General features: G+C 50.1%; 17 protein-coding genes and 1 pseudogene. 6 read left to right on the top strand and 12 right to left on the bottom strand.

Going from position 1 to position 18,724, the window contains the following annotated elements; genetic code table 11:
• Positions 1 to 74: 74 nt before the first annotated feature.
• The 3 genes from ACG2F4_RS15220 to ACG2F4_RS15210 are packed head-to-tail and all read right to left on the bottom strand — an operon-like array spanning position 75 to position 1,770.
• Entirely contained in the window at positions 75 to 350 is a 276-nt protein-coding gene (locus ACG2F4_RS15220) for a MoaD/ThiS family protein (RefSeq protein ID WP_395261741.1), read from the bottom strand.
• 17 nt (positions 351 to 367) lie between these two features.
• On the bottom strand, positions 368 to 808 hold the full coding sequence (locus ACG2F4_RS15215; protein ID WP_395261740.1) for a Mov34/MPN/PAD-1 family protein: 441 nt from the start codon (positions 806 to 808) through the stop codon (positions 368 to 370).
• 8 nt (positions 809 to 816) lie between these two features.
• Positions 817 to 1,770 carry a PLP-dependent cysteine synthase family protein gene (locus tag ACG2F4_RS15210; RefSeq protein WP_395261739.1) on the bottom strand — a complete coding sequence of 318 codons (954 nt, stop codon included), beginning with the start codon at positions 1,768 to 1,770 and terminating at the stop codon, positions 817 to 819.
• An 811-nt stretch (positions 1,771 to 2,581) separates the two neighbouring features.
• On the opposite strand from ACG2F4_RS15210, the gene ACG2F4_RS15205 reads away from it, so the two are divergent.
• The 6 genes from ACG2F4_RS15205 to ACG2F4_RS15180 all read left to right on the top strand — a co-directional run bounded on the left by ACG2F4_RS15205 (position 2,582) and on the right by ACG2F4_RS15180 (position 8,022).
• Positions 2,582 to 3,424 (top strand): sulfurtransferase, encoded by an 843-nt coding sequence (locus tag ACG2F4_RS15205; protein WP_395261738.1) that lies wholly within the window; start codon positions 2,582 to 2,584, stop codon positions 3,422 to 3,424.
• Positions 3,425 to 3,460: 36 nt separating this feature from the next.
• Positions 3,461 to 5,140 carry an NADPH-dependent assimilatory sulfite reductase hemoprotein subunit gene (locus ACG2F4_RS15200; RefSeq protein WP_395261737.1) on the top strand — a complete coding sequence of 560 codons (1,680 nt, stop codon included), beginning with the start codon at positions 3,461 to 3,463 and terminating at the stop codon, positions 5,138 to 5,140.
• A 17-nt stretch (positions 5,141 to 5,157) separates the two neighbouring features.
• The gene (cobA, locus tag ACG2F4_RS15195) at positions 5,158 to 5,970 is read left to right on the top strand and encodes a uroporphyrinogen-III C-methyltransferase (protein ID WP_395261736.1); all 813 of its coding nucleotides are present in this window, start codon (positions 5,158 to 5,160) and stop codon (positions 5,968 to 5,970) included.
• A gap of 15 nt (positions 5,971 to 5,985) precedes the next feature.
• Positions 5,986 to 6,753: a phosphoadenylyl-sulfate reductase gene (locus ACG2F4_RS15190; RefSeq protein ID WP_395261735.1), complete on the top strand. Its 768-nt coding sequence runs from the start codon at positions 5,986 to 5,988 to the stop codon at positions 6,751 to 6,753.
• Positions 6,754 to 6,813: 60 nt separating this feature from the next.
• Entirely contained in the window at positions 6,814 to 7,566 is a 753-nt protein-coding gene (locus ACG2F4_RS15185) for a bifunctional precorrin-2 dehydrogenase/sirohydrochlorin ferrochelatase (RefSeq protein ID WP_395261734.1), read from the top strand.
• A 120-nt stretch (positions 7,567 to 7,686) separates the two neighbouring features.
• The gene (locus ACG2F4_RS15180) at positions 7,687 to 8,022 is read left to right on the top strand and encodes a ferredoxin family protein (protein WP_395261733.1); all 336 of its coding nucleotides are present in this window, start codon (positions 7,687 to 7,689) and stop codon (positions 8,020 to 8,022) included.
• 562 nt (positions 8,023 to 8,584) lie between these two features.
• On the opposite strand, the gene ACG2F4_RS15175 is transcribed toward ACG2F4_RS15180, so the two are convergent.
• From ACG2F4_RS15175 to ilvC, 9 genes and pseudogenes are all read right to left on the bottom strand, one after another.
• Positions 8,585 to 9,760 (bottom strand): trans-sulfuration enzyme family protein, encoded by a 1,176-nt coding sequence (locus tag ACG2F4_RS15175; protein WP_395261732.1) that lies wholly within the window; start codon positions 9,758 to 9,760, stop codon positions 8,585 to 8,587.
• An 11-nt stretch (positions 9,761 to 9,771) separates the two neighbouring features.
• A complete protein-coding gene (locus ACG2F4_RS15170) occupies positions 9,772 to 10,185 on the bottom strand; it encodes an OsmC family protein (protein WP_395261731.1) in 414 nt (137 codons plus the stop codon).
• Positions 10,186 to 10,443: 258 nt separating this feature from the next.
• Positions 10,444 to 11,565 carry a branched-chain amino acid aminotransferase gene (locus ACG2F4_RS15165; RefSeq protein WP_395261730.1) on the bottom strand — a complete coding sequence of 374 codons (1,122 nt, stop codon included), beginning with the start codon at positions 11,563 to 11,565 and terminating at the stop codon, positions 10,444 to 10,446.
• On the bottom strand, positions 11,562 to 12,671 hold the full coding sequence (leuB, locus tag ACG2F4_RS15160; protein WP_395261729.1) for a 3-isopropylmalate dehydrogenase: 1,110 nt from the start codon (positions 12,669 to 12,671) through the stop codon (positions 11,562 to 11,564). Before leuB ends, ACG2F4_RS15165 begins: the two co-directional genes overlap by 4 nt.
• On the bottom strand, positions 12,668 to 13,234 hold the full coding sequence (locus ACG2F4_RS15155) for a 3-isopropylmalate dehydratase (protein WP_395261728.1): 567 nt from the start codon (positions 13,232 to 13,234) through the stop codon (positions 12,668 to 12,670). Before ACG2F4_RS15155 ends, leuB begins: the two co-directional genes overlap by 4 nt.
• A gap of 136 nt (positions 13,235 to 13,370) precedes the next feature.
• Entirely contained in the window at positions 13,371 to 14,672 is a 1,302-nt protein-coding gene (locus ACG2F4_RS15150) for an aconitase/3-isopropylmalate dehydratase large subunit family protein (RefSeq protein ID WP_395261727.1), read from the bottom strand.
• A 105-nt stretch (positions 14,673 to 14,777) separates the two neighbouring features.
• A pseudogene (locus ACG2F4_RS15145) lies at positions 14,778 to 15,926 on the bottom strand (2-isopropylmalate synthase); the annotation flags it as partial.
• Positions 15,927 to 16,066: 140 nt separating this feature from the next.
• The gene (cimA, locus tag ACG2F4_RS15140; protein WP_395261726.1) at positions 16,067 to 17,671 is read right to left on the bottom strand and encodes a citramalate synthase; all 1,605 of its coding nucleotides are present in this window, start codon (positions 17,669 to 17,671) and stop codon (positions 16,067 to 16,069) included.
• Positions 17,672 to 17,702: 31 nt separating this feature from the next.
• Entirely contained in the window at positions 17,703 to 18,719 is a 1,017-nt protein-coding gene (ilvC, locus tag ACG2F4_RS15135) for a ketol-acid reductoisomerase (protein ID WP_395261725.1), read from the bottom strand.
• Between the last annotated feature and the right edge of the window lie 5 nt (positions 18,720 to 18,724).

The following is an 18,724-nucleotide window of genomic DNA, read 5'->3' as shown; positions in this document are numbered from 1 at the left end:
TTAATCCTTCAACTCACAGTTTGTAAATAGTAATAAATTCAGCAATCAGCATTCCCGGTTTATCGATTCATGATTCAACAACCGCCCGCGATAGCGGGAACAATACTGACTTCGGTATCCTTGGCCAGTTCAACAGAGCCGTTTTCATTGGGATCGACTTCATCATCTCCGATATAGACCTTGATGAATGAGCGGACATTCCCGTCATCATCCAGCAGATTGCTTTTTACATCGGGATATTCTTCTATAAGCTGTTGTATGGCACCCGAAAGTGTATCCTCGGTTGTGATGAAACTGCGATTTTGGTCAGTAAATTTTCGCAACGGGGTTGGAATTATAATCTTAGCCATGATTGAACATCAGTTTTTTAAGTTATCTGGTTTTCTTTAGTCTCGTGAATTTCAACAGTTTCTTCCTCAAACTGACGCGAATCGTTCAGTTGCCAGGACCGCGTATTTTCCGCTTCTCCTTCCCGGACAGAAACAATGATATAGGAAAAATAGGGCATTGCCACTTTCCGGTCGTGCTCGGAGGGTTCGGCCGGATGATCGGGATGAGAATGGTACACCCCCAGCAGATCCAGGTCGTTGTTAATGGCAAAACGTTCGGCATCGCGATAATCTTTTGGGTCTATTTGAAAGCGCCGGCGTTGATCACCCTCCCGGGCATTGTTGACTCGTTGGGCCAGCGTGATCTTACGCACACTGTCTTCGCGTCCGTAGAAGAACCCGCAACACTCGTTGGGATAATATTCTTCTGCATGCTCCAGCATTTCGTTTAACGCAGTTTGTTCTATAACGACCTTCATTCGATATTTTATTGCTGTTTGAATAGTTGATTCATGACTTCACCATATTTGCTGCCGTCATCGGGAAAGATAGTTACAATGACTCCCTCATCCAGCTCTTCTGCAAGGTCCAGCGCCCCGGCAAGATTGGCCGCAGAAGACGGGCTTATAAGCAATCCCTCTTTACGGGCTACCATTTTGATGATTTCGTGTGCTCGTTCAGTAGAGACAGTGCGCATCTGGTCGGCAACCGAATCATCATAAATGCCCGGCGTATGGGCTGTTTCAAGATGTTTCCAGCCTTCCAGTCCATGCATGGCCAGTTCCGGTTGCAGGCCGATCAGTTCGATTTTACTGTTGTACTCTTTTAGGCGCCGTCCGGTACCGGTAAATGTACCGGTCGTGCCGAGTCCGGCAACAAAATGGGTGACCTCATATCCAGACTGTTCGAGAATTTCGGGTGCGGTGGTATAGTAATGAGACTTCCAGTTACTCGGGTTGCTGTACTGGTCGGCGTAATAATATTTTTCCGGTTCCTCCTCAAACAGGGCCTCGGCGATTTCCTGCGCTTCGTCGGTACTGCCGGTACGGGAAGTGTATTTGATGTTTACCCCCAGTGCCGTAAGGATCTGCTTGCGTTCCTCTGAAGCGTTTTCAGGCAGGCACAACGTCACAGGAATACCCAGGGCGGCCCCGATATGTGCATAGGCGATACCGGTATTTCCGCTGCTGGCATCAAGCAGGTGTTTATCCGGCGTTAAATCGCCTCTGCGTATGGCATCCCGTACAATGCGATACGCGGGACGGGCCTTGACACTGCCTCCGAATTGCTGCCACTCCAGCTTGGCAAATACCTTGACGTCGGTATTTGGATTGACATTGGAAATAGGGAACAGGGGGGTACCCCCGATAAAGGAGCTCAGCTTGTCACTGCGTTGACCGAGATCTTTGTCTGAGTGTTCTAGTAATTTCAGAGCGTTCATAATTAAATCAAGTTGTTGCTAATTTATTGCCAGAATTGCTAAATACAGGTTCCTGCGTCCACTGCTCCGTGGAATCTGATGTTGTTACCGGTAATGTGGATGGAAAATGCAGGGCAGAGTCTATTCCGGTAACGAGATACAACAACAGCAACAACAACACGCGCAGTGATTACGTGGCTGAAGGAGGGAGAATAATTTGTTCTGTACTGTTGTCACTGTATCCATAATTATTTTGCTGACATTTTATAATGTCAGATTGCGTTAAAAGTAAGAAAAAAAAAGATATATACAATGGGTAAAACCGGTGGTAAAGACCAGATCGGTAGTTATTGCTTTATTGAATCAATTGCCTGCATGCAGTTTTGATGCCATAAACATGGCAATATCATTCAAAAGAGCATAATAAAACTCCCGAAAACAGTAACGATGGGATAAAAAAAATCGTTCAAATGGGTACCGCAGTGGGCAACGCGTGTAAAAGTTTAAAAATTAATGTTGATTTATACCGGCAGGGTTGTTATCCTAGGCTTGCAGATAAGCAAAGACCTAATTTTTTTGCAAATGAGTTCACAAAATTACATTCACAACTTTTCAGTACGCGCACAGATGGACATCTGCTGTAGCTGTTGTTGTATGAATACTGCAAAAGGTAGTGGATGTAATATGCTTACATAGGTGTAAAGAAACTGAACCAAAGCCCACTACCTGAAGCAGGTGGTGGGCTTTTTTGTTTTCTGCCCCTCCATCCTGCTTCAAACGGGTTTTGTAAAATGGCAATTCAACCCTAACTAATAAAACAGATAAATCAATCATGTCAGAAGTATTAACTAATAGTAAAGTACTCGTATCAACCGATTGGGCCGCCGACCATCTTAACGATGAAGGTGTCCGTTTCGTAGAAGTGGATGTTGATACGGAAGCGTATGAATCGGGACATATTCCCGGAGCCGTAGGATGGAACTGGAAAGAGGAGCTGCAGGATCAACTGCGCAGAACGATCGCTTCAAAAGAGGATTTTGAAGCACTGTTGCAGAATTCCGGCGTATCCAATGACACTACGCTGGTGCTCTACGGAGATAACAATAACTGGTTTGCCGCGTGGGCTTACTGGCTGCTAAAATATTACGGCCACGAAGATGTAAAAATTCTCGATGGCGGCCGTAAGAAGTGGGAAGCTGAGGATCGCGAACTTACGACGGAGGTTCCGGAGTATGAGAAAGCAGACTACACCATTACCGGTGCCAAAGAGGAATACCGTGCATACCGTGACGATATCAAGGAGCAGCTCGAAAGTGATAACTTCGGCCTCGTGGATGTACGCTCACCGGATGAATTCCAGGGCAAAATTCTGGCACCTCCGGGTCTGAATGAGCTTTCGCAGCGAGCGGGCCACATTCCGGGCGCTTCCAATATTCCCTGGTCAAAAGCGGTAAATGAAGATGGTACCTTCAAGAGCAAGGAAGAGCTGAAGGAGATCTACGAAAACGAAGGCATAACGCCAGATAAGGATATTGTAGCTTACTGCCGCATTGGGGAACGCTCGGCTCATTCCTGGTTTGTACTCAATGAGCTGCTCGAATATCCGAATGTAAAAAACTACGACGGGTCATGGACCGAGTGGGGCAATCTTATTGATGCTCCGATTGAACGGTAACCATAACTTGCTTTTAAACTGATAAGAACATCCTTTATGCCAAGACGAAAAAAGACAAAAAGTAAGATTGAGGTCATAAAGGAGAACAGCGATTATCTGCGGGCGCCTCTTGCTGAAGAAGTGGGAAACGATTCTTCCCACTTCGGCAAGGAGGCTATCCAGGTGCTGAAATTTCACGGCACCTACCAGCAGGATGATCGCGATCTCCGGGAAGGCAGAGACCGCCATTATATCTTTATGATCCGCGGCCGGCTGCCCGGCGGCAAAATGACCGCTGACCAATATCTGGCTATCGACGACATAGCTGATAATTACGCCGATGGTACCCTGCGTGTCACGACACGACAGGCCTTTCAACTCCACGGCGTAATAAAACAGGAGTTAAAAGAGACGCTGCAGGAGATCAACAATTCGCTCATCACCACCCTGGGGGCCTGTGGCGATATTGTGCGGAATGTAATGGCCACGCCCGCCCCCGATATCGACGGGCGGCAAAAAAAGGTGCAGGATTTTGCCGATGAACTTTCTGATATTCTTCTGCCCGCCAGCAAGGCCTATCACGAGGTGTGGCTGAATGGAGACAAGGTCTATTCCGGGAAGGAAGAGGTTGAGGAGAAAGAGCCGCTCTACGGCCACAGCTACCTTCCCCGAAAATTCAAGATCGGGATTGCACTGCCGCGTGATAACAGCGTTGACATCTATACCCAGGATATCGGCCTGGTCGCCCTCTTCGATGACCGTAATGAAATTGAAGGGTTTAATATTACAGTCGGAGGCGGCATGGGCATGAACCACCGCAAGGAAAATACATTTCCGCGCCTGGGAGATGATCTCGGGTATGTTCCCAAAGAGAAGGTGGTCGAGGTTGTCAAGGCGATTATCGGCATCCAGCGGGATCACGGCAACCGGAAGAATCGCAAGCAGGCCCGCATGAAGTATCTTATCCACAAATGGGGGCTGGATAAATTTGAAGAGGAGCTGGTATCACGCCTCGGGTACGAGCTGGAACCGTTCCGCGAGCTTCCCCCGTTTGATCTCGACCTTTATCTCGGGTGGAATCAACAGTCGGATGGCGATTGGTTCCTGGGGCTTTCCATTGAAAACGGCCGTATAAAAGATGACGGCGCGCTTCAGTTGAAAACGGCGCTCCGAAAAGTGGTCCGAAAATATAACGCCGGGGTTCGCTTGACGCCCAACCACAACGTAATACTGACCGGCTTTGACGAGGACGAAAAAGAAGAGGTAGAAGATATTTTTCACGATCACGGGGTTCTGCTGCACGATGAAATTGCCAACGTGATCAAATATTCGATGGCCTGCCCGGCACTGCCTACCTGTGGATTGGCCATCACCGAATCTGAACGCGCGCTTCCCGATATTATCCGGGAGCTGGATAGCGTGCTGCAGGAACTCGGCCTTGAGGAGGAAAAGCTTTCCGTACGCATGACGGGATGCCCCAACGGTTGTTCCCGTCCTTATGTAGCCGATATCGGCTTCGTGGGTCGTTCCCTCGACAAATACACGATCTTTATCGGCGGCAATCCCGAGGGAACCCGGTTGAATAAGGAGTACAAGGACTTGGTAGACCGCGAAAACCTGGTCGACGAAATCCGTCCATTGCTGAAGCACTTCAAAGAAAACCGGTCCAACGGTGAAACCTTCAGCGATTTCTGGAACCGGGTTGGGATAGAGGAAACCGAACAAGTTCCCGCATAACATGAATAGATTTAATTATGAGTGAACAAAAATACCCGGCGTACGGCAAAGTTTATCTGGTGGGAGCAGGCCCGGGCGATCCGGAACTGATCACGGTGAAGGGCTCCAACATTTTACAGGAGGCCGATGTGATTGTCTACGACCGCCTGGCCAACCCGGAACTGCTTTCCATCACCTCTGAGGAATCAGAGCATATCTACGTGGGCAAGAGACCGGGTAAACCCTCAGTTTCTCAAAAACAGATCAACCATATTCTGGTGACCAAGGCACGTGAAGGTAAAAAGGTGGCGCGACTGAAGGGGGGAGACTCCTTCGTTTTTGGTCGCGGCGGTGAAGAGTGCATCGCTCTTAAGGCAGCCAATGTTCGATATGAAGTGGTGCCCGGAATCAGTTCGGCCCTGGCCGCCCCGGCCTATGCCGGCATCCCGGTGACCCATCGCAAGGTGGCCCGTTCATTTACGGTGGTCACTGGCCACACAATTAAGAAAAGCGATTCTTTTGAGAACTGGTGCCACCTGGTCAATTCCGACACCCTTGTTATACTGATGGGAATGCGAAATTTGCATAAAATCACCGAACAACTGGTCCGCCTGGGACGGAGCGAAGATACCCCGGTGGCTGTCATCCAGAACGCCACATACGGCGATCAAAAAGTAGTCAGGGGCACGCTGGAAACTATAGCAGAGGAAGCAGAGGGGTTGTCTTCCCCAGCCACAATTGTTGTGGGCGAACTGGCTTCCCAAAGCAGAGAGCTGAGCTGGTTCCAGGCCGATACCGGAGAAACAGGCGTTGCCAGGGAAGATCACATTCTTACAAATTTTGCAGGATAACCAACAACTAATGCAATGCAGGATTTAAAAGAGCCGATAACATTTTTACAACAGAATTTAACGCAGGAACTGCTAGATAACCTCAACCAGCAGTTCGAAGAGGCCAGTCCCGACCGGATACTTTCCTGGGGTTTTCAAACCTTTGGTACGGAGATGGTATTGGGTACGGGATTCGGCCCTTCGGGAGTATTCCTGATCGACCGGTTGCAACGAACCGGTATCGATATACCGATTTTTTACCTGGATACCCACCTGTTTTTCGAGGAAACATATGAGTTGCGGGACCGGCTGGAAGCCCGGTACAACATCGACATAACGCGGGTGAGTACCGACCTGTCGCTGGATGAGCAGGCCGAGCTCTACGGCGAAGAGCTCTGGAACCGGAACCCCAACCGCTGCTGCTACCTTCGAAAGGTGCGTCCCCTGCGTAACTACCTTTCAGATAAGAAGGCCTGGGTAACCGGGGTACGCCGCAGCCAGTCTGAAACCCGCAAGCAGACGAACGTGGTGGAATGGGATCCGGAAAATGAAGTGATCAAAATCAACCCGCTGGCCAACTGGACCGCCGACGAGGTGTGGAGCTATATCAACACCCGCGGGCTGCCCTATAATCCGCTCCACGATGACGGGTACCCCAGCATCGGCTGTATTCCATGTACACAACCGGTGGATGCCGAAGAGGAAGAAGATGAACGCGCGGGCCGGTGGAACGGTTCGGAGAAGACTGAGTGCGGCATCCATCTTCCGACCCAGAACTATAATAAAAGTATGACCGGTTCCTGATGGCATTACACCGATGAAGGTGGAAAAATAAAGACCTCTTTCGGCACATGCGATCCCCGGGTGAGTATTTTATATACCGCTCGGGGACGTATTTTGTATGAACAGCAATCACAGTTTACACCGCATAATCCCATGAAAATGTTCCCGATTTATCTGCGCCGGCTTGATGAACGAAAAACCGTACTCATCGGCGGAGATGAGGAAGCAGAAGAGAAGGTGGAACAGCTCCTGGAGCGTGACGCAAACCTGACGGTGATCAGCCCGCATATTACGGACAGGATGAAACAGCTTGCGGAACAGGAAAAGTTTACCTGGTTGGATCGCGAATACCGGGAGGGCGATCTTGAGGGGGCGTTCATGGCGATCGTCGCAGAGTATGAGGGGAACCTCAACGAACGCGTGTACAACGAGGCGGTTGAGCGGGATATCCTCGTCAATGTGATGGACGACTTGCCCCATGCCAACTTTGCATTTGGATCGATTGTACGGCAGGGACCGTTAACAATTTCTATTTCCACCAGCGGTGCGGCTCCCGCCCTGGCGGTGCGGCTCCGGCAGCGTTTTGAAGAGGAGTTTGGACCGGCGTATGGTCATTTCCTGAAGTTTACGCAGCGCCTGCGCAAGCCGATGGCGAAGGCGCATCCCGATTTTGAGTCCCGCAAAAATATATGGTATGCGTTGATCGATTCCGATGTTATTGAGTATTTTCGCTCGGATCAGCTTTTAAAAGCCTATGAGGAAACGGCACGTATTGTTGGAAGAGATGTAGTCGATGAGGCTTTAAAAGTGGAAAATACGCTCAAAGAAGATTAGATTAACCCATCAGTTTTTTTCGTTTTCAGAACATAAATTTGTAAACCTGTGTGCAGTTTCTGACGATATCATGCTGCATGTGGAAAGAAAATAATCTTAAAAAGATAATTATTACAAAGCATGGCTTATATAGTAGCTGAACCCTGCATTAATTGTAAATACACCAACTGCGCGGCGGTGTGCCCGGTCGATGCATTTCGTGAGGGCCCCAACTTTTTGGTTATCGATCCTTTTGAATGTATCGATTGCGATGCCTGTGTGCCGGAGTGTCCCGTAGAGGCGATCTATCCAGATGATGAGCTTCCAATGGAATGGGAGCACTATATTGATCTGAATGACAAACTGTCTGAAGAATGGATGGATCACCTGATCAACGAGACCACTGACCCGCTGCCGGATGCGGATGAGTGGGCGGAAAAGGAAAAGACGGTGGACATGATCGAAGACTGGGATTAACAGTTGAGAGACCCGGTTATACATTTCGTATCTCGACCGAATTATCCTGTATGAGATTTAAAACCCATCGGACGGCAATGAGCTGCTCGATGGGTTTGTTATATGAAAGAAGGTTTTAAAACCAGGAGTTTTATTCAGGCCAACGCCTGAGCATTTTTAAAACCGCAGTTTATAAGTCCATAAATGAGGATCTCGAATCCAGAAAAATGCTAAAACCGGGCCAGAAAACGATTTTCTAAAGTCCTCTACCAGGCGTTTAAAGAGAGTCCTAATTATATTAACCTGGGTTCGATATAACTTTCAGTTTTAACATTGCTTTTTGGGGCAGGCCTTTATTCTCCCCATCAGGGGAGCATCGCCCAAGGCGGGGGGGTATTCTCTATTTTAGAGGTACAGCTCCCACCCCAATCGCTAAAGCCTAAACCCACGTCACGCTATTGGCCACCCTTCAAGGAGAGACTGTTTTTTTTGCCATTCCAAGGTAACCAGGCATTCTGGTTGAGATAAATATGTCGAACTCAGGTTGTATCAGGCAAATAGAGTACAGTTGCCTGTGCCTGCTTTACATACTGAGAGCATTTTCTACATCCTCAATAATATCCTCGATATCTTCCAGACCCACTGCGATGCGTACCAGGCCGGGCGTGATGTTTACAGCGGCTCGTTCCTCATCGGTCAGCTTGGAATGCGTGGTGGATGCCGGGTGCGTGGCGATAGTCCGTGTATCGCCCAGGTTGGCGGAAAGTGACAGCATCTCCAGGTTATCAAGGAAGCTTTTAGCTCGCTCATAGCCACCCTCGATATTAAAGGCAACAACCCCGCCACCGGCGCTCATCTGTTTTTTGGCCAGCTCGTACTGCGGATGACTTGGCAGGAAAGGATATTTTACCCACTCCACATCCTGGTGGCCTTCAAGAAATTCGGCCAGGGCAAGAGCATTGGAGCAGTGGCGGTCCATGCGGGCGGGCAGCGTTTCAAGGCTTTTGGAAAACAACCAGGCATTAAACGGAGACATCGCCGGACCCGAATGGCGCGTAAAGTTTTCGATCTCATCGATATATCGGGATTTGCCGACGACAGCGCCCCCAATAGCCCGCCCCTGACCGTCAATGAATTTTGTGGCTGAGTGCACGACAATATCTGCACCATAGACCATCGGTTTTTGCAGGTAAGGCGTGGCAAAACAGTTATCTACAATCGTAATCAGGTTATGCTGTTTGGCCAGCTCGCAGGCCCACTCCAGGTCGATCAGGTCGAGCCCCGGATTCGAGGGGGTCTCCAGGAAAAGAACGCGTGTATTGTCCCTAATGAGCGATTCCCATCCATCGGGGTTGTCGATATCGGCGTAGGAGTGGCTGATGCCCCAGCGCGGGAAAATTGAGTTTAGAATCTGGTGACTCGAGCCAAACAGGGAGCGACATGCAAGCAGGTGATCATCCTGGTCGAGCAGAGCTGCCAGGCTGGAGAAGACAGCCGCCATGCCCGAAGCGGTGGCAATGCCGCTTTCCGCCTCCTCCATGTTGCACATCTTGGCGATAAACTCATTGGTATTGGGATTGGAGTAGCGGCTGTAGACGTTGCCTTCCATTTCGTTGGCAAACAGGGCCCGAGCGTGTTCCGCTGAATCAAATATAAAACTCGAAGTCATGAACAGGGGAGTAGAGTGCTCCCGCTGCTCACTTCGTTCCGTTTGGGTGCGTATCGCCTTGGTGCCGGTTTTTTTGGTAGAGTCTGACATAAAAAAGATGTTTATTGAATCGTGTAGCTGTGAGTGATCTCGGATGTTTTTTCCAGGGCTTTTGAAACGGAACAGTATTTATCGATCGACAGATTTATGGCCCGCTCCACTTTTTTGGGATCCAGTTCACCCTCCAAAATATAGTGCATATGGATAGTTTTGAATTCGGAGTAGGTTCCTGTTTTCTGGCGGTCTCCGTCAATTTCCACCGTGATATCTTTCAGCTCCTGTTTCTGTTTTTTGAGAATGCCGATAATATCGATCGTACTGCACCCCCCAATGCCGGCAAGGAGCAGCTGCATCGGACTCATGCCTCCTTCAATGCCCCCTATCGAGCGGGTCCCGTCAATCCTTATGGCTCCCCCTTCTTCATTTTGGGCTTCCATATGCAGTTCTTCCTCAAGCTTGTTAATCGTTATTCTCATAGAAAGTACGAGTTATTCTGGATTGTAAATAAAGTCAGCAGGAAAGTAATAAATGGCCATGGGCATAGAAAGGAAAATACTAAAACATGTACCAAACACAGTACGCATTGTTCAGAGTAAGTTGGAGCCTCATCCCTGTATCGACTGCACCGTAGTGCCGGGAAATTTAACTAATTGGTCTGAAACAGCACCAGGTAAAACAGATCGACAAGTGAGACAGAAAAGAAATCTACCCGACTATCAATCGGGTAGATTAGGTCAGCTAATAGTGGACATCCAGTGATAGATGTCCTCGTGAGTTGAATATTGTATGCCGGTTATCGTATCAAAAAGCTTCTTGGCAAAGGGCCCGATTTCATTTTCATCTGTCACCAGCGTATTTCCCTGGTGGTGGATCGACCCGACCGGGGAGATGACGGCCGCCGTACCCGTTCCGAAGACCTCTTCCAGCGTTTTATTTTTATCCGCCTCAAAGATTTCGTCGATGGTAATAGGTCGCTCATGAACAGGAATATTCCAGTGTTCCGCCAGCTTGATGACCGAATCCCGGGTAATGCCTCCGAGTATGGAGCCGTTCAGCGGGGGGGTGTGCAACTCACCGTCAATTTTAAAGAAGATATTCATTGTGCCCACTTCCTCAATGTATTTGTGCTCCTTGGCATCGAGCCAGATAATCTGGGTGAAGCCCTTCTGTTTCGCTTTTTGGGCCGGCAGCAGGGTGGGACCGTAATTGCAGGCTGTTTTGATAAAACCGGTTCCACCCTTGGCACCCCGAATATAATCATCCGATGTAGTCAGGCTTACCGGGTCAAAGCCCTCCTTGTAATAAGCTCCCACGGGTGAGGTCATAATCAACAGCCGGTAGTGTTCGGCGGGTCGCACGCCCAGGCAGGCATCAGTTGCAAATGCAAGGGGACGGATATAGAGGGCGTTACCATGTTTCTCCGGAACCCATTCCTTGTCGATGGAAACCAGTTTTTTGAGGGCCCTTTTTAGCAAACCGGTATCAACCTGGGGAATGCACATCCGTTCGCAGGAGGTGTTGAGCCGGTCCAGGTGCCGATCCATGCGGAAAAAGCGAATTTCGCCATCTTTTCCCCGGAAAGCCTTCATTCCTTCAAATACGGTTTGCCCGTAGTGAAGAGTCGACATCGCCGGAGAAACTTTCAGGTCTTCAAACGGGATAATCCGGGCATCCTGCCATTCTCCATCCGCGTATTGCAGGCTGAACATGTGATCCGAAAACAGGTCTCCAAATCCCGGATGGTCCAGGTCCACCTCATTCACTCTGCTTGAAGATCGCAGTTGAAGCAAAATTTTGGAGGAATTGGTGTCGGTATCCGTTTGTTTAGCGAACGTTTTGGCTGATGATTGTTTCATAAGAACGTGCCTGGTTGTAAATCAGGATTTAAGTGTTTCATGATAGCACTACCCATCTCGGATGTGCTGACCAAATATTCCTTGGGTGATTTCGTGTAGATATCGCCGGTGCGGAAACCGTCATCCAGCGTAGAGAGTATGGCAGCTTCAATTTCTTGAGCCGCTTCTTCCATATCGAGGGAGTGGCGGCAGAGCATAGCCACCGAGGCGATTGTGGCCAGTGGATTGGCCTTGTTTTGGCCCGCGATATCGGGTGCGGAGCCGTGAACCGGTTCGTACATGGCGTATTCCTCACCGATACTGGCGGAGGGCAGCATGCCGATGGAGCCGGTGATCATCGCCGCCTCGTCACTGAGAATATCTCCAAACATGTTGCCGGTCAGAATTACGTCAAATTGCTTGGGGTAGCGGACCAGCTGCATGGCACAGTTGTCGACCAGGACATGCTCCAGCTCGATTTCCGGCCATTGTTTAGCGGCTTCGATAACGGTTTTTCTCCACAACCTTGAGCTGTCGAGGACATTGGCTTTATCCACATTTGCCACTTTCTTTTTGCGGTGGGTAGCCATTTCAAACGCCTTGTGAGCTATGCGGGAGACATCCCTGGTAGTATATTCCATCGTGTCAACGCCGCGTTCTCCGTCATCGGTTTTCTCAATCAGCCGCGGACGTCCAAAATAAATTCCGCCGGTTAGTTCACGCAGTATCATGATGTCGACGCCTTCTACAATCTCCCGTTTAAGAGTGGAGGCATCTATCAGAGGTTTGTAGACTTTGATGGGACGCAGGTTGGCAAAAAGGTCAAGTTCTTTTCGCAGTCCCAGCAGCGCCGCTTCCGGTCGCCTGTCTTTCGGTTCGTCGTCCCATTGTGGTCCTCCCACGGCACCGAGCAGCACGGCGGGCACCTCCTTGCAGGCCTTCAGCGTTTCTTCAGTCAGGGGGCGCCCATAGCGATCGATGCTGGCCCCGCCGACGTCGAAACTGCGTGTTTTTAGTTTGTACCCATGTCGTTTGCAGACGGCTTTTAAAATTTCAATCCCCTCCTGGGTAACCTCGGGGCCGATACCGTCACCGGGTAGTACAACGATTTCCTTGGTTGCAGTCATGCGATCATCCCCTCTTTTCGTGCGAATTCAAAAATACCACCGGCGTTTACGATTTCAGCAACACTGCCCAGCGGACGAATTTCATAAGTTTCGTCCTGGGTGAGGTTGCGCACTTCTCGCTTGGCGCGGTCGATTTCGAGAACATCGTGGGTTTCTACTTTGGAACTCAGGTCTTCAATACTTTCATACGGAACGACGAACCCTCCGTCGACCGAGTTGCGGTAGAAGATACGGGCAAACGTGGGAGCGATAATTGCCTGAATGCCTGCAATTTTAAGTGAAGCGGGCGCGTGTTCGCGGGAGGAACCACAACCGAAGTTGTGTCCACCTACGATGATATCAAACTCACTTTCAAACTTGTCCTCTTCCACCAGCGGGATGTTTCCCTGGGGAAGCCCGGATTCCGCGTCAGGAACGCCGGAGAGGGCATAGCGCCCGTAAAATTTTCGTTCTTCAGGATCGTCAAGACTGTATACCAGGTGTTCCGCCGGTATAATCTGGTCTGTGTCGATATTTTTACCGAGCACAAACGCTTTTCCTTTAATTATGTCTGAATCTGCCATTAATTGGTTGAATTAGCTTTTAAGTAATTTCGTATTACGTCTTTGATTGTTGAGTTCTTCAACTCTGTACGATTAGTTATGAGTTATTGGTCTATCCGAGTTCAACTCATCGACTACTAATAGCCAATAACAGAAACTAATTGATAAATGCCCGCGGATCGGTGATGCTTCCGGTGACGGCCGAGGCAGCCACAGTGTAGGGCGAAGCGAGGTATACCTGTGCCTGTTTGGAACCCATGCGGCCCGGGTAGTTCCGGTTGGTGCTGGAGATACAGCGCTCTTCGTTGTTCAGCCGGCCAAAGGTATCAGAAGGTCCACCAAGGCAGGCCGCGCAGGAGGCGTTGCCGATGTGGCACCCGGCCTCTTCAAAAATATCCAGCAGCGTTCTGCCATTCACTTTGGTCGTCTTCAGGCCGTCTTTGATCTCAGTCGTGGCCGGAACGATAAAGGTTTCCAGCTTTAATTCCTGTCCGTCAATAATTTCAGCAGCAGCCACAAAATCGGACAATTTTCCACCGGTACATGAACCGATATAGGCGCGGTCGAGCTCCGTGCCTTCGAGCTCTTCGGCGGTGGCCTTGTTATCCGGGCTGTGCGGTTTGGCTACCATCGGTACCAGCTTGTCGAGCTGGTAGGTGTACTCGCTGTGGTAGTTGGCGTCTTCATCACTGTAGACCGGTTCAAACGGCTTGTCGGTGCGTTCTTTTACATACGCTTCAGTTTTTTCATCCGGTTCAACCACGCCATTTTTACCGCCGGCTTCAATCACCATGTTGGTGATGGTCATGCGGTCTTCCATCGTCATGGCACTGATACCTTCGCCGGCGAATTCCATCGTTCGGTACGTGGCGCCATCCACGCCGATATCCCCGATAATTTGCAGGATGATATCCTTGGCCATCAGGTACTCCGGCATTTTGTTGCCTTCAAATACGAACCGCATCGTTTCGGGTACTTTTACCCAAAGCTTGCCGGTGCCCATGATAAAAGCGGCATCGGTGTTCCCGATTCCCGTGGCAAACTGCCCGAAGGCGCCGGCCGTACAAGTGTGGGAGTCGGTCCCGAACAGAACCTCACCCGGACGGGTGAAGCCCTCTTCAGGAAGCGCGATATGACAAACTCCTTTATAGTCGTCCGATCCTACATCATAGTAGTAGGGGAGATCCTGGTCGGCGGCAAACGCCCGCAGGATGTCGACATTGCGGTTGGCATATTTGTCTTTGGTAAAGATATAGTGGTCGGGGATAATAACAAGCTTCTCTTTATCCCAGACCCGGGCATCTTCGCCGAATTCGTTTCTGAAAATGGAGATGGAGGGCGGCCCGCACACGTCGTGGGTCATCAAGACGTCCACATCAACCCAGACACTTTCTCCGGGTTCAACCGAAGAGGCGCCGCTGTGTTTCGCTAATATTTTTTCTGTAAGAGTCATTCCCATGGTAATTCGAACTCTGTAGTTTTATCAGTTATGATTAATATTCCTGGATAGTGTAATTCTTCATTCCCGGGTAACGGTGGTATCGCCGGAAACTTTTTTGTGATTCAGTGTTTCATCCACCAGCATGAGCAGATCACTGTCTGTCACGACCTTTTTCTGGTCGGCAAGCCGGGTTACTTTGGTATAAATCTGATCGAGCTCTTCTTTTACCAGGGAGTACCCGAGATCTTCAAGTTTCTTGTTCAGTGCAAACCGGCCGGAATGTTTGCCAAGCACAATGCGGTTGCCGGTAAGTCCCACCGATTTGGGGGTCATGATTTCGTAGGTCATCGGGTTGTTCAACACTCCGTGTTGATGGATGCCCGCCTCGTGCGCAAACGCGTTTTCGCCGACAATAGCCTTGTTGGGCTGCACCGGGTTGCCGGTGATCTTGGTCAGCAGCTGGCTGGCCGGGTAGAGCTCTTCGGTCACGATATTGGTTTTTTTGCCAATATTGTTTTCGCGGGTGGCCATTGCCATGACTATTTCTTCCAGTGAGGCGTTACCGGCGCGTTCTCCAATTCCGTTGATGGTACATTCAATCTGCTGAGCACCATTCTGCACGGCGACCAGCGAGTTGGCCACAGCCAACCCAAGATCATTGTGGCAGTGCACGCTGATGGTCGCACTGTCGATATTGGGCACGTTTTCCTTAATGCCTTTAATCAGCTCGCCATATTCCCAGGGAAGGGCGTAGCCCACCGTATCGGGCACGTTGATCACTTCAGCCCCGGCGTCGATTACGGCTTCAAAAATTTCGTAGAGAAATTCAGGATCACTGCGCGAGGCATCCTCTGCTGAAAACTCCACTTCGTCGCACAGTGCGTGGGCGTATTCCACCGCTTCCACCGCCGACTCCAGCACTTCCTCGCGCGACTTCTTGAGCTTGTACTGCATATGGATGTCGGACGTGGCGATAAAGGTGTGGATACGGGGTTTTTCAGCAAACTCCAGGGCAGAGGCGGCCCGGTCAATATCCTGCTTCTTGGTCCGGCAGAGCGCGGCAACCGTGCTCTGTTTGATTTTTTTACCGATCTCGCGGACGGTTTCATAGTCACCTTCGGATGCAATTGGAAAACCGGCCTCGATAACATCGGCCTTTAGACGCTCAAGCTGGAGGGCAAGCTTTAATTTTTCTTCCTGGTTCATGCTAAACCCGGGAGATTGTTCTCCATCTCTGAGCGTGGTGTCGAAAATTTGAATTTGGTTTTCCATGATTCTGTGATCTATGACTTAAACTTAATGGTTTAGATTATGCCTCGATTGTTATTTGGTGATTATTTGATCGCTCTTTTTGGGTGATATTGCCGTCAGAAGGCTGTATCGATATAGTTGAATAAAAATATTGATTGCCCTCAACTTGCTTTATTGGCCTGGGTGTCCAGCACTTCCTGACCCTGTTTCATCAAAAAATAGCTGAAGCTGTCAGAAAGCGCCTGCCAGCTCGCTTCAATGATGTTTTCCGATACACCGACAGTTCCCCAGGAATCCTCGCTCCCGGCAGAATCGATCAGCACCCGAACACGTGCGCCGGTGCCATCTTTTTCATTGAGGACCCGCACCTTGTAATCCTGCAGGTGCATATTGTCAATTTCAGGGAAAAACTTGTGAAGCGCCTTGCGCATCGCCCCGTCCAGGGCATTGACCGGTCCATTGCCTTCGGCAGCACAATGTTCGATCTGGTCGCCGACCTTCAGGCGGATGGTGGCCTCTGAACGGGCCCCGCCCGAGACATTTTTTTCTACGATGATGCGAAACCCTTCTAAAGCAAAATATTCCTCCCACGGTTCCGTCATCTTTTTAACCAGCAGTTCGAACGAGGCTTCGGCCGCTTCAAACTGGTATCCCTGGTTTTCAAGTTCTTTCAGTTTCTGAACAATTTGAGGAGCGTCATCTCCGTGTTTGTCCAGTTCAATGCCGAGCTCATCAGATTTGTAGTAGACATTACTCTTTCCGGAGAGGTCTGACACCAGCACCCGCCGCCGGTTTCCGACCTTCTCAGGGACAACATGTTCGTATGTCTGCTCATTTTTCATAATGGCGTTGACATGAATACCGCCCTTGTGGGCAAAAGCGCTGCGCCCGACATAGGGTTGACGGATGTCCGGGCTCACATTGGCCAGTTCGCTGACAAAGTGCGAAAGGGAAGAGAGCTGGTCCATCTTTCCCGGGGGAATGCAGCTGTAATCCTGCTTAAGCTGCAAGTTGGGCACGACTGAGCAAAGGTTTGCATTCCCACATCGTTCTCCGTACCCATTGACGGTCCCCTGCACATGTACACATCCGGCTGCGACCGCGGCCAGGGTATTGGCCACCGCCAGTTCACTGTCGTTGTGAGCGTGGATTCCCAGCCTGGTATCGGTCTGTGCCCGCACTTCCGAGACGATCTGCGTAACCTCGTGGGTCAGCGTTCCCCCGTTGGTATCGCAGAGCACCAGCACATCGGCGCCCGCCTGTTCGGCGGCCTTGAGCGTTTTGACGGCATATTCCGGGTTGTCCTTGTATCCGTCGAAAAAATGTTCGGCATCATAGATAACCTCTTTCCCGTGATTTTTCAGGAAAGCCACGGAATCAGAGATGATGTCGAGGTTATCTTGTGCAGAAATTTTCAACGCCTTTTTTACATGCAGCAACCAGCTTTTGCCGAAAAGAGAGACGGCGGCGGTGTCAGCCCCTACGAGGGCACAAAGGTTGGCATCGTCTTCAGCGGCATTTCCCGCGCGGCACGTGCTGCCAAACGCCACAATCCTGGCATTGTTGAAGCTGTGATGTTTCGCCAGTTCAAAAAACTCCATGTCCTTGGGATTGGAGCCGGGCCATCCCCCTTCGATATAGTCGAATCCAAATTCATCAAGCTTGTGGGCGATACGTATTTTATCCTCGGCAGAAAAAGCGATTTTTTCTCCCTGGGTGCCGTCGCGCAGCGTGGTGTCAAAAATTTGGATATTCGTTGCTGTCATTCTGTTAATGGTTTTGAAGCTGTCTTGAAAACTATTCAGCCGGTTCCGTTTCCCTGTTGCCGATCCAGTCCATCATGGACCGGAGATCTTTTCCAACGGTCTCAATTTTATGGTCACCGAGTTGTGAACGCAGCTTGGTAAGGTTGGGCAGTCCATCCTTGTTCTCCTTGATCCACTCCTCGGCAAAGGAACCATCCTGCACGTCCTTCAACATTTTCTCCATGCGCTTCTTGGTTTCATCATCAATGACATCGGTGCCGCGGGTCAACCCACCATATTCAGCGGTGTCACTGACCGAGTAATACATGCCTTCAATGCCTCCTTCGTACATCAGGTCAACAATCAACTTCAGCTCATGGAGGCACTCGAAATAGGCAATTTCGGGCTGGTAGCCTGCTTCAACCAGTACTTCAAATCCCTTTTTGACCAGCTCGGAAGTACCGCCACAAAGCACGGCCTGTTCCCCAAAAAGGTCGGTTTCGGTCTCTTCTTTAAAAGTGGTTTCAATAACACCGGCGTGGGTTCCGCCAAGTCCCTTGGCATAAGCCAGGGCGGTATCTTTGGCCGACCCGGTATAATCCTGGTGGACAGCCACGAGGCACGGAACGCCTGATCCCTGCTCATACACGCGACGAACCAGGTGACCGGGGCTCTTGGGAGCGATCATGAAAACATCTACGTTTTCTTCCGGTTCAATAGCTCCAAAATGGATGTTGAACCCGTGCGCAAAAGCGAGGGCATTGCCTTCCTCGAGATTGGGTTTTACGTTTTCCTCATAAAAATCGGCCTGGTGCTGGTCGGGGATCAGGATCATAACGATGTCGCCTGCCCGGGCGGCTTCGGCGGGGTTGAGCACTTTGAGACCGGCTTTTTTGGCATTATCCCTTGAGGAACTGCCTTCCCGAAGCCCGACGACCACGTCAACTCCACTCTCTTTCAGGTTAAGGGCGTGTGCATGTCCCTGGCTTCCATACCCCATAATGGCTACAGTTTTATCGGCCAGAAACTGAAGGTCGGCATCATCGTTATAATAGGTCTTCGCTTTCATTAAAA

Origin of the sequence: Halalkalibaculum sp. DA3122, from assembly GCF_043951865.1 — a bacterium.
Taxonomy (GTDB): Bacteria; Bacteroidota; Rhodothermia; order Balneolales; family Balneolaceae; genus JAMQKA01.
This window is presented reverse-complemented; position numbering and strand designations above follow the sequence as displayed.

What these genes read in the sequence shown, in the direction of transcription:
- ACG2F4_RS15220 (WP_395261741.1), bottom strand. Translation starts at nt 350, where the DNA reads ATGGCTAAGATTATAATTCCAACCCCGTTGCGAAAATTTACTGACCAA.
- ACG2F4_RS15215 (WP_395261740.1), bottom strand. Translation starts at nt 808, where the DNA reads ATGAAGGTCGTTATAGAACAAACTGCGTTAAACGAAATGCTGGAGCAT.
- ACG2F4_RS15210 (WP_395261739.1), bottom strand. Translation starts at nt 1,770, where the DNA reads ATGAACGCTCTGAAATTACTAGAACACTCAGACAAAGATCTCGGTCAA.
- ACG2F4_RS15205 (WP_395261738.1), top strand. Translation starts at nt 2,582, where the DNA reads ATGTCAGAAGTATTAACTAATAGTAAAGTACTCGTATCAACCGATTGG.
- ACG2F4_RS15200 (WP_395261737.1), top strand. Translation starts at nt 3,461, where the DNA reads ATGCCAAGACGAAAAAAGACAAAAAGTAAGATTGAGGTCATAAAGGAG.
- cobA (WP_395261736.1), top strand. Translation starts at nt 5,158, where the DNA reads ATGAGTGAACAAAAATACCCGGCGTACGGCAAAGTTTATCTGGTGGGA.
- ACG2F4_RS15190 (WP_395261735.1), top strand. Translation starts at nt 5,986, where the DNA reads ATGCAGGATTTAAAAGAGCCGATAACATTTTTACAACAGAATTTAACG.
- ACG2F4_RS15180 (WP_395261733.1), top strand. Translation starts at nt 7,687, where the DNA reads ATGGCTTATATAGTAGCTGAACCCTGCATTAATTGTAAATACACCAAC.
- ACG2F4_RS15175 (WP_395261732.1), bottom strand. Translation starts at nt 9,760, where the DNA reads ATGTCAGACTCTACCAAAAAAACCGGCACCAAGGCGATACGCACCCAA.
- ACG2F4_RS15170 (WP_395261731.1), bottom strand. Translation starts at nt 10,185, where the DNA reads ATGAGAATAACGATTAACAAGCTTGAGGAAGAACTGCATATGGAAGCC.
- ACG2F4_RS15165 (WP_395261730.1), bottom strand. Translation starts at nt 11,565, where the DNA reads ATGAAACAATCATCAGCCAAAACGTTCGCTAAACAAACGGATACCGAC.
- leuB (WP_395261729.1), bottom strand. Translation starts at nt 12,671, where the DNA reads ATGACTGCAACCAAGGAAATCGTTGTACTACCCGGTGACGGTATCGGC.
- ACG2F4_RS15155 (WP_395261728.1), bottom strand. Translation starts at nt 13,234, where the DNA reads ATGGCAGATTCAGACATAATTAAAGGAAAAGCGTTTGTGCTCGGTAAA.
- ACG2F4_RS15150 (WP_395261727.1), bottom strand. Translation starts at nt 14,672, where the DNA reads ATGGGAATGACTCTTACAGAAAAAATATTAGCGAAACACAGCGGCGCC.
- cimA (WP_395261726.1), bottom strand. Translation starts at nt 17,671, where the DNA reads ATGACAGCAACGAATATCCAAATTTTTGACACCACGCTGCGCGACGGC.
- ilvC (WP_395261725.1), bottom strand. Translation starts at nt 18,719, where the DNA reads ATGAAAGCGAAGACCTATTATAACGATGATGCCGACCTTCAGTTTCTG.